Below are 14264 nucleotides of genomic sequence, written 5' to 3'. Positions count from 1 at the left end.
ATGCCGGACTTCGACTATCAGGTCAGCCGCGAAGCCGACGGCTGGCCCGAGGAGGGAGCGCTTGCGGCGATCGTCGCCCGCGTGATCGGTGCGGCCTCCGCCTATCTGGCGGAGGCGGAAGGCCAGCCGTTTCCCGAAGATCCGCCGGAATTGTCGCTGGTCTTTGCCGATGACGCGATGATCCGGGGGATCAACGCGGAGTGGCGGAACAAGGACAGCGCAACGAATGTTCTCTCCTTTCCGGCCTTTCCGGTGACCCCCGGCGCGATGCCGGGACCGATGCTCGGCGATATCGTGATTGCCTATGAGACGGTCGCGCGCGAGGCCGAGACGCTCGAAAAGAGCTTCGACGATCATCTCACCCATCTTCTGGTGCATGGATTTCTGCATCTTTTGGGGTATGATCATATCGAAAACGAAGAGGCGGAGGTCATGGAGGGGCTGGAGACTCGCATTCTTGCCACACTTGACCTATCTGATCCCTATCAGGGCAGCGACCCTCTCTAACGCCCAAGGAACGATGAACCAGCAACAGATCGCGCCGCTTTCAGAAAGCGGTCAGGATACCGAAGACGGATCCTCGCAAGACGAGCCTAACAGTCCGGTTTCGGACAAGAGCACTCACAAACACACAGGCTCGCCGCTCAGAGGCCTTCTGCTGCGCTTCCGGCGCAACGGAAATGCAGTTTCGCGCCTGCGCGAGGACCTTGAGGATGCGCTTTCGACGGAAAGCGCCGGCGACAGCGACTTCTCGCCCGAAGAACGGGCCATGCTCAACAACATTCTCAGCTTCCGCGAAGTCCGGGTCGAGGACGTGATGGTGCCGCGCGCCGATATCGACGCGGTGGAGCAGAGCACGACGATCGGCGACCTTCTGCTGATCTTCGAGAATTGCGGCCATTCGCGCATGCCGGTGTTCTGCGAAACGCTGGATGACCCGCGCGGCATGGTGCATATCCGCGATCTTCTCGCCTATCTTTCCAAGCAGGCGCGGGGGCGTCGTCGCGCGCGCGCGGCCAATGCGCGCGACGCTTCGAAAACGGGCGCTGCCAAGGGCGGCGAGGTCAAGCCCGCCGAACGCCAGCCGCGCTCGGCGCAAAGCCCGCTCGATCTCGGCAAGGTCAATCTCGACAAGACGGTGGCCGAGGCCGGCATCATCCGCCCCGTTCTGTTCGTGCCGCCCTCCATGCTCGCCTCCGACCTTTTGCAACGCATGCAGGCGGGGCGCACGCAGATGGCGCTCGTTATCGACGAGTATGGCGGGACCGACGGACTCGTCTCCCATGAGGACATCGTGGAGATGGTGATCGGCGAGATTGACGACGAGCACGACAGCGAGGAGGCGATGTTCACGCGCGTCTCCGAGGATGTGTTCCTGGCGGATGCCCGCGTCGAGCTCGAGGACATCGCCGAGGCCATCGGTCCGGATTTCGAGATCGGCGAGCATGCCGAGGACGTCGACACGCTCGGCGGCCTGATCTTTTCCGCCATCGGCCGGATCCCGGCGCGCGGCGAGGTGATCCAGGCGCTCCCCGGTTTCGAGGTGCATATTCTCGATGCCGATCCGCGCCGCATCCGCCGCGTCCGGATCCTGCGCAAGCGCGGCCCCGCCCGCCGCCGCTCGGCGGCTCAGGCCCGCACCGGCTTTCCCGCGCAGGACGAACCGCGCGGAACGGAACAGGGCGAGCAGGCGGCCTCCCACCTTGCGGAAGAGCATACCGAGACCGCAGACCGGGATTAAGCAATTCCAGGTGACGTGGACACTGGTTCACCGTCCGGAAATGCGCAAAAAACAAAGAGATTGAGCGGTTCGGCGTTACCGTGAAAAGCTGAGCCGCTCTAGCGCATCGGCCCGAAAATCGGGATCGGTTTTCGGAAGGCACGATGCGTCGAACCAATTGCCCGGAGCGTCCTTTTTGCGTCCAAATGGACGCATGGCGTTCTGGCGCTGCCATGCGCAAACAGGGTGGAAGCGTATCTTGAAGCCGGCGTGTTTTTTACGGGAACTCGGTCCCTGGCGCCGGCGACTGGCGCTCTTTGCCTGCGGCGCTGTTTCGACCTTCGCGCTGGCGCCCTTCGGTGTGGTGCCCGTTATGTTCATCGCCATGCCCGCTCTGGTGTGGCTGATGGACGGGGCGCTGTCGGAAAAACGCGGCCGTGCGCGCATGCTTTCCGGCTTTGCCACGCTCTGGTGGTTCGGCTTCGGCTATTTCGTTTTCGGCCTCTGGTGGCTCGGCGTCGCCCTTTTGAAGGACGCCGGGCTCTATGCCTGGGCGCTTCCCCTGGCCGTTCTCGGCTTTCCGGCCATGCTTGCGCTGTTTTACGGGCTCGCCGGCGCCCTTGCGGCGCTCGTCTGGCGGCCGGGTCCCTTGCGCCTTGTGGCTCTCGCGGTCGCCATGATTGTGGCCGAATGGCTGCGCGGCCACGTGGCGACCGGCTTCCCCTGGAACGCGATCGCCTATACCGCCATGCCGACGCCGCTCTTCATGCAGTCGATCCGGCTGACAGGGCTTTACGTCATGGGCGGTCTTGCCGTCTTCGTCTTCGCAAGTCCGGCGCTCCTTTCCGATCGACGGGGGCGGCGCGCCGGGCTTGTCGCGGCGGTCCTTCTGGTTGCAGCCGATCTCGGTTATGGCTATCACCGGCTCAATGCCGCCGGTCCGAGCGCCGAGCGGGTGGTCAATTTCCGCCTCGTCCAGCCGGCGATCGGCGATGCAGCGTGGCGTTCGCCGGAAGGCCGGGCGGAGATCTTTGCCCGACTGATTGCGCTTTCTGGCACGCCGGGCGAGCCGGGAGCGGCAGAGCCGGACGTGATCGTCTGGCCGGAAAGCACGCTGCCCTTCCTGCTTGAGGAGCGGCCCGATGCGCGCACGGCTATCGGCGAAATGCTGAAGCCCGGACAGGTCTTGATCCTCGGCGCGGCCCGCTTTGCCGGCCGCAAGCCCGATGGCTGGCCGGAATTCTACAATGCAATCTATGTTCTCGACGATACCGGCCGGACGGTATCGGTCGCCGGAAAGACGCATCTGGTACCCTTTGGCGAGTATCTGCCCTTTGAGGATTTCTTTCGCGCGATCGGTCTGCAGGCGCTGACCACGCTGCCCGGCAGCTATGTGCCGGCGGAAAACCGGCAGATGCTGCTTTTGCCGGACGGCCTGACGCTTTTTCCGCTGGTCTGCTACGAAGCGATTTTTCCGCGCCTGGTCGACGGCGAGACCGGCGAGGCGGCGGCCCTCTTGAACCTCACCTACGACGCCTGGTTCGGACGCACGCCGGGACCATACCAGCATTTCGCACAGGCCCGTCTTCGTGCGGTGGAAACCGGAAAAACACTGATTCGGACAGGGGAAAACGGTGTTACCGCTGTCATTGATTCGCGCGGAAACGTCGTGCGACGGTTGCCTTTTGACGAACCCGGAATTTTGGACGTGCCGGTTTTGCTTCCTTAGGTTGCGATGGGTGTGCTAAGGTGGAAAACTAAATCCTAGCGTGTGACAACAATCGCTTCATTAGGAGCCATTTATTCATCCCATGGTTTTATATTTGGCGCAGAATTGACCGCAATACCCCAAAATTGCATAGTGAAACCGCTTGGTTTTCAACTAGGGCTTTTTGTTGCCCCACTCTGATGGTTGTGTTGATGCCATCAGGCTTTGGCATCGGGGTCAGTTGTCAAGCTGGTTAAAGTAGGATGGAAAATGACAGAAAACAAAAAAAAGCCGAACCCCATCGACGTTCACGTCGGGAGTCGGATCAGGTTGCGCCGTACCATGTTGGGCATGAGCCAGGAAAAGCTTGGCGAGAGCCTTGGAATCACATTCCAGCAGATCCAGAAGTACGAAAAGGGCACCAATCGCGTCGGTGCCAGCCGTCTCCAGAACATTTCGACGATCCTGAACGTCCCGGTTTCCTTCTTCTTCGAGGATGCGCCCGGCGATCAGGGGCCGAATGCTTCGGGGATGGCCGAAGCGTCGAGCTCCAGCTACGTGGTCGACTTTCTGTCGTCCTCGGAAGGGCTCCAGCTCAACCGCGCTTTTGTCAAGATCGGAGACGCGAAAGTACGCCGCAAACTGGTCGACCTCGTCAAGTCGCTGGCAGAGGAAGCCGAATAGGGCTTTCCGCGCGCAGGAATATCGCCCGGAAGGCGCTCCGGCTGCCTTCCGGGCCGTTTTCGCGCGTTTTTTCCGCGTTTTTGCGGGACATAAAGATATAGTTATATTGTTGTGCGCTTGTCATTTCGCGGCGAAGCGTCTAACAAAATCGGGCCAATTTCTATGTGGGGAATCCCGATGCGCACCAACTACTTCTTCACCAGCGAATCCGTCTCCGAAGGACATCCCGACAAGGTCTGTGACCGGATTTCCGATGAGATCGTCGACCTGATCTACCGGGAGGCGGTCAAGACCGGGGTTGATCCGTGGTCGGTCCGGGTCGCCTGCGAGACGCTGGCGACGACCAACCGGGTGGTCATCGCGGGCGAGGTGCGCTTGCCGCCGAGCCTGATGAAGAAGGACAAGAACGGCAACGAGATCGTCAACCCCTCGCGCTTCAAGTCCGCCGCGCGCCGGGCGATCCGCAATATCGGCTACGAGCAGGACGGTTTTCACTGGAAGACGGTGCGTATCGACGTGCTGCTGCATGCGCAGTCCGCGCATATCGCGCAAGGGGTCGACAATGCCTCCGACAGGCAGGGCGACGAAGGCGCGGGCGACCAGGGCATCATGTTCGGCTTTGCCTGCCGGGAAACGCCGGAACTGATGCCGGCGCCGATCTACTATGCCCACCGTATCCTCCAGACGCTTTCCGAGGCCCGCAAGGCCGGCGAGGGCGAGGTCGCGCTTCTGGGACCCGATGCCAAGAGCCAGGTGACCGTGCGCTACCATAACGGCAAGGCCGCCGAGGTGACCTCGATCGTGCTGTCGACGCAGCATCTGGACGAAAGCTGGGATTCGGCGAAGGTGCGGGACGTCGTCGAGCCCTATATCCGCGAGGCGCTGGGCGAGTTGCCGATCTCCGATGACTGCGTCTGGTATATCAACCCGACCGGCAAGTTCGTCATCGGCGGACCGGACGGCGATGCGGGGCTGACCGGACGCAAGATCATCGTCGACACCTATGGCGGGGCCGCGCCCCATGGCGGCGGCGCGTTTTCCGGCAAGGACACGACCAAGGTCGACCGTTCGGCCGCCTATGCCGCGCGTTATCTCGCCAAGAACGTGGTGGCCGCCAATCTTGCGGAAAAATGCACGATCCAGCTGGCCTACGCCATCGGCGTCTCCCAGCCGCTGTCCATCTATGTCGATCTGCACGGAACCGGCAAGATCAAGGAGGAAGAGGTGGAAAAGGCGATCCGCGCGACCATGGACCTGTCGCCCTCGGGCATTCGTCGCCACCTCAACCTCAACAAGCCGATCTACGCCAAGACCTCGGCCTATGGGCATTTCGGCCGCAAGGCCGGCCGGGACGGGTCGTTCTCCTGGGAGCGGCTCGATCTGGTGCGCCCGCTGAAACAGGCCCTGAAGAACTGATCGCCGCCGTGAGCGAGAATTCCCAACACGAGGCCGGGAAGGCCTTTTTCGGCCGTCGAAAAGGCAAGCCCCTGCGTGACCGGCAGGCGCGCAATCTTGCCGAGGTGTTGCCGGCGCTGGCGATCGACCCTTTTGGTCCGTCGCCCGATGATTTGCGCTCGCTCTTTGCCGCCGAGGTAAACACGCTTCGCCTGGAGATCGGTTTCGGCGGCGGCGAGCATCTGCTGCACCGCGTGCGCGAGGAGCCGGCGACCGGCTTCATCGGCATCGAGCCCTTCGTCAATTCCATGGCGAAGCTCTTAGGCCAGGTCGAAGGGGCCGAACCGGACAATCTGCGGCTTTATGATGATGATGCCGTTTCCGTGCTCGACTGGCTGCCGGCGGCATCGCTGGACCAGATCGACCTGCTCTATCCCGATCCCTGGCCGAAGCGCCGGCACTGGAAGCGCCGTTTCGTCTCGCAGGTCAATCTCGACCGGTTTCATCGCGTGCTGAAGCCGGGCGGCCGCTTTTGCTTTGCCTCGGACATCGATTCCTACATCAACTGGACATTGCTGCACTGCCGCCGGCACGGCGGGTTTTCATGGCAGGCGAAGACGGCCGACGACTGGCTGACGCCCTATGACAACTGGCCGGGAACGCGCTATGAGGCAAAGGCGCGCCGCGAGGGACGCTCGAGCGCCTATCTGACGTTTCTGAAGATCTGAGAGGACAGGACGGCCTCAGCCCAGAGCATTTCGCAGTCAGATGGAAACATCTGACGTCCGCGAAAATGCCTCAAAACAAATAGACAGAGCGGTTGCGCCTTTCCAAGAAAGGCGGAACAGCTCAGTGGAGCGTGACGGTCTTGATCTCTTCTTCCATGGCCTTGAAGAAGATGCTGGTGCGGTTTTCCGTCAGAAGCAGCAGCGTGCCGTCGGCGCCGAACAGGGCCCACAGCTTCTCAGCGGTCTTGACCCCTTGCGCATCGGGAAAATGCTTGAGCGCCTCTTCCCGTTCGAAGGCGCGGTAATAGCCGAGGCGGCCGGCGCCGAAGGCGGCGAGCTGGTCGGAATTGTGGAAGGTTGCCGCGGACGGGAATTTCATGGGGTCAGGCTGCCTTGTCTTGAGCGAAGGGGAACGCGAGCTTCGGCCTTTTCCTGCGCCAAGGTTCCGAAGCTTGTGTTTTCAAAGGCTATTCTGAAACCGAAATCTTAATTTTTCGTACCTCCTGGGGACGCCGCGCGATGTCGATGGCAAGAAGACCGCGGTCGAGCGTCGCGCCGACGACTTCCATCCCGTCAGCAAGGGCGAACTGGCGGCGGAACTGCCGCCCGGCGATGCCGCGAAACAGGTATTCCCCGCTTTCGCGCTCCTCCCTGTTGCCGCTGACGATCAGGACATTGTCCTCGGCCACGGCATCGAGCTCGCTTTCATCGAAACCGGCGACGGCCAGCGTGATCCGCAAGAACACGCCCGAAGGCTCCTCGGGAAACCACTCGACGTCGAAGGGCGGGTAGCCGGACGCGCCCTTGAACGCGGCGTCCTCGGCGCGATTGTGCAGCATCCTCGGATTGATGCGCAGATCGATTCTCGGCATATGGCGGCTCCGGTCTTGTCACGAGCGATATGGGGTATGGCCGGAAGCCTCGCAAGCCCGTGCGTGCTTGACAAGCGCCGGGCCAGTCTCCATTCCATCTCGTTGGATGACATGAAGGCAGAGACTGAAAAACATGTGCGCACGAAAAATCATCATCGACACCGACCCCGGGCAGGATGACGCCGCCGCGATCATGCTGGCGCTGGCGAGCCCCGAAGAGATTGATGTCCTCGGAATCACCGCCGTTGCCGGCAATGTGCCGCTGCCGCTGACGGAGCGCAATGCGCGCATCATCTGCGAGCTTTCGGGCCGGCCGGACATGAAGGTCTTCGCTGGCTGCGACCGGCCGATGCACCGCCCACTGGTGACCGCCGAGCATGTCCACGGAAAGACCGGTCTCGATGGCCCTGACCTCGCCGAGCCGAAGATGGCGCTGCAGGCGATGCACGCGGTCGACTTCATTATCGAGACGCTGCGCAACGAGCCGGAAAAGACCGTGACGCTCTGCACCCTCGGCCCGCTCACCAATATCGCGACGGCCTTTGAAAAGGCGCCCGATATCGTCGGCCGCGTCCAGGAAATCGTGATGATGGGCGGCGGTTATTTCGAGGGCGGCAACATCACGCCTTCGGCCGAGTTCAACATCTATGTCGATCCGGAGGCGGCGAAGGCCGTGTTCGCGGCCGGCATTCCGATCGTGATGATGCCGCTCGACGTCACCCACCAGCTGCTCTGCCTGAAGGAACGCGTCGACCGGATCGATGCGATCGGTCGTCCGGCCGCCCAGGCGATGGCGGCGATGCTGCGGTTCTACGAGCGTTTCGACGTCGAGAAGTACGGCTCGGACGGCGGCCCGCTGCATGATCCGTCGGTGACCGCCTATCTCCTGAAGCCCGAGCTCTTCTCCGGCCGGCATTGCAATGTCGAAATCGAGACCGGGTCGGAGCTGACGCTCGGCGAGACGGTGATCGACTGGTGGCATGTGACCGACCGCAAGAAGAATGCGCTGGTGATCGGCAAGGCCGATGCGGCGGGCTTCTTCGCCCTGCTGACGGAGCGCCTGGCGCGGCTTTGATGGCCAAGGTGCCGCCCTTCGGGGCGGCATGCCCGTTTGACCGGTTTGCGGCGGCTACAGCCGCGCCTTCACCTCATCCTCTGTCGGGATCGAAGGCTGTGCGCCGGGCTTGAGGCAGGCAAGCGCGCCTGCGACCGAGGCGCGGTGCGCCGCGGCCTCGAAGGAAAGGCCCTGTTCCAGCGCGCTCGCCAGATAGCCGCAAAAGGTGTCGCCCGCGCCGACCGTGTCGACCGGATCGATCTTCAGCGCGTCGATCCTGAAGAACGCGTCGTCATGCATCGCGATCACGCCGTCGCCGCCAAGGGTGATCACCATGGTCTGGCCGGTCTTGTCGTGGTGGGTCTTCAGCATCGCGATCCGGCCCTCGCTGCCGAGTTCCTCGGCGCCGACGAGGCGTTCGAACTCGGTTTCGTTGGCAATGACGATGTCGGCGAGCGCGCCGAGTTCGGCGGCTTCCGGCGTCAGCGGCGCGGTATTCAGGACCGAGGTCACGCCCTTTCTGCGTGCCGCCTCAAGCGCCGCGCGGATGGCGGGGGCGGGGACCTCGAGCTGCAGCATCAGCAGATCGCCGGGCGACATCCGCTCGACGGCCGCCAGCGCGTCCTTTTCCGTCAGCGTGCCATTGGCGGCGGCGTTGATGACGATCACGTTCTCGCCGTCGCCGCCGACGAGGATCATCGCCGTGCCGGTCGGCCCATCCGTGGTCTTGAGAAAGGACAGGTCGACGCCGGCCGCCGCCAGAAGCGCCGTTGCCGGCGCGGCGAATTCATCGCTGCCGACCGCGCCGGCCATGGCGACGGCCGAACCCGCGCGCCGCGCGGCGAGCGCCTGGTTTGCGCCCTTGCCGCCCGGCGCGGTGGAAAAGGAGGTGCCGGTCACGGTTTCGCCCGGTTCCGGCAGGCGTTCGGTGGTGCTGATAAGGTCCATGTTGATGGAACCGAAAACCGTGATCATCGCAGTCTCTCCTCTTTCCCGGGCCTTTGCCGGCAATGATGGCCCTCGGGCCGCGCATCCATCGAGGGTTTTAATGACAAGATCAGGCCGTGACAATCAGTCCTCGTCAACGACCCGCAGTTTCATGCGACCGACGCCGGAAACGGCCGGGTCGTCCTCACCGCGCGGGGCAAGCGGGCGCTCGCCGCCTCCGGCCTGCCTTTCGCCGCGCGTCTCGAATTCCAGCGCGCCGATCCGCTCTCCGCGCCGGGCGATCTTGCCGGTGGAGACCCTGATCTGCTCGACATCCTGGCGGGCCTGCGAGAAATGGCTGTTGAGCTTCTCTACACGCTCGTTCAGCCGGCCGAGATCGCCGATCAGATGGGCGACCTCGCCCTGGATCAGATGCGCCTGCTCGCGCATGCGCTGGTCCTTCATGACGGCCTGCACCACCTGGATGGAGAGCAGCAGAAGCGTCGGCGAGACGATGACCACGCGGGCGGCATGGGCGCGCTGGACGCTGGCCTCGAAATGTTCGTGGATATCGGCGAAGATCGATTCGGACGGCACGAACAGGAAGGCCGTGTCCTGGGTTTCGCCCGGCAGAAGATACTTGCCGGCAATGTCGCGGATATGGGTTTCCAGATCGCGGCGGAAGCGCTGTCCGGCGGCGCGTCGTGCCTCGTCCTCTTGCGCGTCGCGCATCGTGTTCCACGATTCCAGCGGAAATTTCGCATCGATGATCAGCGGCGGCGCGCCGTTCGGCATGTCGATCACGCAGTCCGGCCGCGTGCCGTTGGAAAGCGTTGCCTGAAACCGGAAGGTGCCGGAGGGCAGGGCGTCGGCGATGATCGCCTCCATCCGCCCCTGACCGAAAGCGCCGCGCGTCTGCTTGTTGGAGAGGATCGCCTGCAGGCCGACCACGTCCTTGGCGAGCGACTGGATATTGTTCTGCGCGGCGTCGATGACGGCGAGCCGCTCCTGCAGCCGCCGCAGGTTCTCATGCGTCGTCTGGTGCTGCTGGTGGAGCGTGGAGCCGATGCGCTGCGACAACCCGTCGAGGCGTGAGCCGAGCGCGGCGTTGAGTTCCGACTGGCGGCTGCCGAAAAGCTCCGCCATCGTCGCCATCCGTCCCTGCATTTCCGTCTGGGCGCGGACCAGATTGTGCAGTTCCCGTTCGAGCGCGGCCGAGCGGCGTCCGGAGGCGGTCCTGATTGCCAGCGCGAGGATCGTCGCGGCAAGCAGCAGGGCCACCGACCCGGCCAGAACAATGACCGGGTCGGCCATCGCGATCGCATTCGTCAGTCTGTCCATCAGGCGGCCCTCTCTTGAAACGAGGCTAGCATAGAACCATCTCAAGAAAAGATCAAAACAGGAACATTGTTAATTTGACCGTCGATGAACGACGCGAAGGGGCGCAGGCAAAACGAAACCGTTTCCTCTTTCGCCAACATGCGCTATCAGAGCCCCATGACAACGATGCCTTTGATAATTCTGCCGGACCCTCTGCTGCGCAAGGTCTCCGAACCGGTCGAGCGGATTGACGACGACCTGAAGAAACTCGCCGGCGACATGCTGGAAACCATGTATGAGGCGCCCGGCATCGGGCTTGCCGCGATACAGGTCGGCGTACCGCGGCGCATGCTGGTGGTCGATGTCGCCAGCAGGGATGAGGAAGAGGGTGAGGAGGAAGGCGAGCGGAAGAAGAACCCGCTCGTGGTCATCAACCCGACCATCCTGACATCCTCCGACGAACGTTCCGTCTATGAGGAAGGCTGCCTGTCGATCCCGGAATTCTTTGCCGAGGTTGAGCGTCCGGCGCGCGTGAAGGTGCGCTATACCGATCTTAACGGCAAGGAGCAGGAGATCGACGCCGACGGCCTGCTTTCCACCTGCCTGCAGCACGAGATCGACCATCTCGACGGTGCGCTGTTCATCGACTATCTCTCGCGGCTGAAGCGCGACCGCGTGATCAAGCGCTTCACCAAGGCATCGCGCCAGCAGAAGATGTAATTCTCTGCCGGCGCATGAATGCGAAAGGACGGATCATGGCGCTCAAGATCATCTTCATGGGAACGCCCGACTTCTCCGTGCCGACCCTGCGGGCGCTCGTCGAGGCCGGGCATGAGATCGTCTCCGTCTATACCCAGCCGCCGCGCGCGGCCGGGCGCCGCGGGCTGTCGGAGGTCAAGTCGCCGGTGCATCAGGCGGCGGAGCTGCTGGGCCTTGCGGTGCGAACGCCCGTCAATTTCAGAGCGGAAGAGGACCGGGCGGCGTTTCGCGTGCTCGATGCCGATGTCGCCGTGGTGGTCGCCTACGGGCTTCTCCTGCCGGAGGCCATTTTGAGCGGAACCCGGCTCGGCGCCTATAACGGCCATGCCTCGCTTCTGCCGCGCTGGCGCGGGGCCGCGCCCATCCAACGCGCCATCATGGCCGGCGATGCCGAGACCGGCATGATGATCATGAAGATGGACAAGGGGCTTGATACCGGGCCGGTGGCGCTCACCGACAAGGTTTCGATCGACGAGAACATGACAGCCGGCGAACTGCATGATGCCTTGATGCTGAAGGGCGCGAAGCTGATGGCGCAGGCCATGGCGAAGCTGGAAGGCGGCGATTTGCCGCTTGTCCAACAGGCCGAGGACGGCGTGACCTACGCGAGGAAGATCGAGAAGACAGAGACCCGGATCGATTTCTCCCGGCCGGCGACCGAGGTTCACAACCACATTCGCGGGCTTGCGCCCTTTCCCGGCGCCTGGACGGAGATCCCGACGGGGAAGCGCGCGGAGCGGGTGAAGGTGCATGAAAGCCGGATCGGCGCGGGCGAGGGGCCGGCCGGAACCGTGCTCGACGGCGATCCGCTGACCATTGCCTGCGGCGAGGGCGCGGTGCGTCTCACAAGGCTGCAGAAGGCCGGCGGCAAGGTGCTGGACGCGGCGGATTTTCTGCGCGGCAATGCACTGCCGGCCGGCACGGTTCTTTCCTGATGCCGCGCTATCGCTGCACGGTCGAATATGACGGCACGGCCTATGTCGGCTGGCAGCGCCAGGCGACCGGCCGCTCCGTTCAGGGCGCGCTCGAAGAGGCCGTCAAGGGCTTTTCCGGCGAGGATGTCTCGATCCGCGGCGCGGGGCGGACGGATTCCGGCGTGCACGCGCTTGGCCAGGTCACCCATTTCGACCTTGAGCGGACATGGAGCGAATTCACCCTGCTCAATGCGGTGAACGCCCATCTCCGCCTGGCGCGTGACGGTATTGCCGTGACCGAGGTGAGCGAGGTTGGCGATGATTTCGACGCGCGCTTTTCCGCTGTCAAAAGACATTATCTTTATCGCATCATCAATCGCCGCGCCCATCTGGCGGTCGAATTCAAACGGGCCTGGTGGGTGCCGCGCCCGCTCGATCACGCTCTGATGCATGAGGCCGCGCAGCGCCTCGTCGGCCGGCATGATTTCACCACCTTCCGCTCGGTCCAGTGCCAGGCGAAGTCCCCGGTGCGCACGCTGGATCGGCTCGATGTCACCCGCGATGGTGATGTCATCGAGATCCGCGCATCGGCGCAGAGCTTCCTGCACAACCAGATCCGCTCCTTCGCCGGCACGCTGAAACTCGTCGGCGAGGGCAAGATGAGCGTCGAGGACGTTCAGGCGGCGCTGGAAGCGCGAGACCGGCGGGCCTGCGGAACCGTCGCGCCGCCCGAAGGGCTTTTTTTCATGCAGGTCGACTATCCATAGAGCGCAGGATGGTTGCTTTCGCCGGCGGTCACATGTATCAATATTTCCAGATTTATGGATATATTGGAGGCCATGATGCCGGTGACCATCTATCACAACCCCAATTGCGGCACCTCGCGCAACGTCCTGGCGATGATTCGCCAGTCGGGCGAGGAGCCGGAGATCATCGAATATCTGAAGACGCCGCCGACGCGCGCGCGTCTTGTCGCGCTGATCGGCGAGATGGGTATTCCGGTGCGTGATCTCCTGCGCCGCAAGGGAACGCCCTATGATGACCTCGGCCTCGATGATCCGGCGCTTTCCGATGAGGCGCTGATCGACGCGATGATGGCGCATCCGATCCTGATCAACCGGCCGATCGTGGTGACGGCGAAGGGGACGAAGCTTTGCCGCCCGTCGGAGGCCGTGCTGAAGATTCTGGATAACCCGGATATTGGCGGGTTTTCGAAGGAGGATGGCGAGGTCGTCGTCCCGGCGAGGGACAAGTCCGCATGAACCTGCCGGAAGATAACGACATGCCGGTGCTGGATCGGGAAGCATTCCGGCCGATCGACCGCGCGCGCCTCTTTGTCGAGGACGATTTTTTGCATGCGCCGCGCATCCTGATGCTTTACGGCTCGCTGCGCGAGCGCTCCTATTCGCGGCTTCTGACGGAAGAGGCGGCACGGCTTCTGAAAGCCTATGGCGCCGATGTCCGCATTTTCGATCCGCACGGCCTGCCCCTGGTCGGCAGCGCGCCGGATGATCACCCGAAGGTGCAGGAACTCAGGAACCTGTCGATCTGGTCCGAGGCGCAGGTCTGGTGCTCGCCGGAACGTCACGGCGCGATGAGTTCGGTGATGAAGACGCAGATCGACTGGCTGCCGTTGTCATCCGGCGCGGTCCGGCCGACTCAGGGCAGGGTGCTGGCGCTGATGCAGGTCTGCGGCGGCTCGCAGAGCTTCAACACGGTCAACCAGCTGCGCATTCTCGGCCGCTGGATGCGGATGGTCACCATTCCCAACCAGTCCTCGGTGCCGAAGGCCTTCACTGAATTCGACGAGGCCGGCCGGATGAAGCCGTCCGCCTATTATCGCCGCGTGGTCGATGTGATGGAAGAACTGATGAAGTTCACGCTGCTTCTGCGCGGACGCAGCGATTACCTGACCGAACGCTATTCCGAACGGGTGGAGAGCGCGGCGGAACTGTCAAAGCGGGTCAATCAGCGGGCTCTATAACATGTCATTGAACACCAAAAGGGGTCATTGTCCGAATGTATCGCAGATGGCTCTGGATCTCGCTCCATATACTCTCTCCGGCGTGCGGGAGAGATGCCCCGAAAGGGGCAGTGAGGGTGAAGCAGCATTTCCGTTCATGAGGGCGTCCGCTTGGAAAAGTTCCCCCCTCACTGTCGCTTTCGCGACATCTCTCCCCTCC

General features: G+C 63.2%; 16 protein-coding genes. 12 read left to right on the top strand and 4 right to left on the bottom strand.

Annotated elements, in window-relative coordinates:
* The 6 genes from ybeY to trmB all read left to right on the top strand — a co-directional run bounded on the left by ybeY (position 1) and on the right by trmB (position 6235).
* Positions 1 to 507 (top strand): rRNA maturation RNase YbeY, encoded by a 507-nt coding sequence (ybeY, locus tag JET14_RS13780; protein WP_200334261.1) that lies wholly within the window; start codon positions 1 to 3, stop codon positions 505 to 507.
* Positions 508 to 520: 13 nt separating this feature from the next.
* A complete protein-coding gene (locus JET14_RS13775) occupies positions 521 to 1741 on the top strand; it encodes a hemolysin family protein (protein ID WP_200334258.1) in 1221 nt (406 codons plus the stop codon).
* A gap of 238 nt (positions 1742 to 1979) precedes the next feature.
* Positions 1980 to 3449, top strand: a complete 1470-nt coding sequence (gene lnt, locus JET14_RS13770) for an apolipoprotein N-acyltransferase (protein ID WP_200334257.1) — start codon at positions 1980 to 1982, stop codon at positions 3447 to 3449.
* A gap of 249 nt (positions 3450 to 3698) precedes the next feature.
* Positions 3699 to 4112 (top strand): helix-turn-helix domain-containing protein, encoded by a 414-nt coding sequence (locus JET14_RS13765; RefSeq protein ID WP_200334256.1) that lies wholly within the window; start codon positions 3699 to 3701, stop codon positions 4110 to 4112.
* Positions 4113 to 4289: 177 nt separating this feature from the next.
* On the top strand, positions 4290 to 5528 hold the full coding sequence (gene metK, locus JET14_RS13760; protein WP_024708301.1) for a methionine adenosyltransferase: 1239 nt from the start codon (positions 4290 to 4292) through the stop codon (positions 5526 to 5528).
* A gap of 8 nt (positions 5529 to 5536) precedes the next feature.
* On the top strand, positions 5537 to 6235 hold the full coding sequence (gene trmB / locus JET14_RS13755; protein WP_200334255.1) for a tRNA (guanine(46)-N(7))-methyltransferase TrmB: 699 nt from the start codon (positions 5537 to 5539) through the stop codon (positions 6233 to 6235).
* A gap of 121 nt (positions 6236 to 6356) precedes the next feature.
* Here the strand turns inward: trmB and JET14_RS13750 are convergent, their stop codons facing one another.
* Positions 6357 to 6614, bottom strand: a complete 258-nt coding sequence (locus tag JET14_RS13750; RefSeq protein ID WP_200334254.1) for a DUF1150 family protein — start codon at positions 6612 to 6614, stop codon at positions 6357 to 6359.
* An 88-nt stretch (positions 6615 to 6702) separates the two neighbouring features.
* The gene (locus JET14_RS13745; RefSeq protein ID WP_024708304.1) at positions 6703 to 7107 is read right to left on the bottom strand and encodes an Hsp20 family protein; all 405 of its coding nucleotides are present in this window, start codon (positions 7105 to 7107) and stop codon (positions 6703 to 6705) included.
* 133 nt (positions 7108 to 7240) lie between these two features.
* On the opposite strand from JET14_RS13745, the gene JET14_RS13740 reads away from it, so the two are divergent.
* Positions 7241 to 8182 carry a nucleoside hydrolase gene (locus JET14_RS13740; RefSeq protein ID WP_200334252.1) on the top strand — a complete coding sequence of 314 codons (942 nt, stop codon included), beginning with the start codon at positions 7241 to 7243 and terminating at the stop codon, positions 8180 to 8182.
* 54 nt (positions 8183 to 8236) lie between these two features.
* Here JET14_RS13740 and JET14_RS13735 read toward each other — a convergent pair whose 3' ends face one another.
* Together JET14_RS13735 and JET14_RS13730 are read right to left on the bottom strand one after the other, a co-directional pair.
* Positions 8237 to 9136, bottom strand: a complete 900-nt coding sequence (locus JET14_RS13735; RefSeq protein ID WP_200334250.1) for a ribokinase — start codon at positions 9134 to 9136, stop codon at positions 8237 to 8239.
* A 96-nt stretch (positions 9137 to 9232) separates the two neighbouring features.
* Positions 9233 to 10429 (bottom strand): DNA recombination protein RmuC, encoded by a 1197-nt coding sequence (locus JET14_RS13730; protein WP_200334247.1) that lies wholly within the window; start codon positions 10427 to 10429, stop codon positions 9233 to 9235.
* A 156-nt stretch (positions 10430 to 10585) separates the two neighbouring features.
* On the opposite strand from JET14_RS13730, the gene def reads away from it, so the two are divergent.
* From def to arsH, 5 genes are all read left to right on the top strand, one after another.
* Positions 10586 to 11128, top strand: coding sequence for a peptide deformylase (gene def / locus JET14_RS13725; RefSeq protein ID WP_210342045.1), 543 nt, complete (start codon positions 10586 to 10588; stop codon positions 11126 to 11128).
* 35 nt (positions 11129 to 11163) lie between these two features.
* Entirely contained in the window at positions 11164 to 12102 is a 939-nt protein-coding gene (gene fmt, locus JET14_RS13720) for a methionyl-tRNA formyltransferase (protein ID WP_200334245.1), read from the top strand.
* Positions 12102 to 12848, top strand: a complete 747-nt coding sequence (truA, locus tag JET14_RS13715; RefSeq protein WP_200334244.1) for a tRNA pseudouridine(38-40) synthase TruA — start codon at positions 12102 to 12104, stop codon at positions 12846 to 12848. Before fmt ends, truA begins: the two co-directional genes overlap by 1 nt.
* Positions 12849 to 12923: 75 nt before the next feature.
* Positions 12924 to 13343, top strand: a complete 420-nt coding sequence (gene arsC, locus JET14_RS13710) for an arsenate reductase (glutaredoxin) (protein ID WP_200334243.1) — start codon at positions 12924 to 12926, stop codon at positions 13341 to 13343.
* Positions 13340 to 14065 carry an arsenical resistance protein ArsH gene (gene arsH / locus JET14_RS13705; RefSeq protein WP_246750316.1) on the top strand — a complete coding sequence of 242 codons (726 nt, stop codon included), beginning with the start codon at positions 13340 to 13342 and terminating at the stop codon, positions 14063 to 14065. Before arsC ends, arsH begins: the two co-directional genes overlap by 4 nt.
* The last annotated feature ends 199 nt before the right edge of the window (positions 14066 to 14264 follow it).

The sequence above is a fragment of the Martelella lutilitoris genome (assembly GCF_016598595.1).
GTDB lineage: Bacteria > Pseudomonadota > Alphaproteobacteria > Rhizobiales > Rhizobiaceae > Martelella > Martelella lutilitoris_A.
Note: the sequence above shows the minus strand (reverse complement) of the source record. Positions and strands in the feature narration are given on the sequence as shown.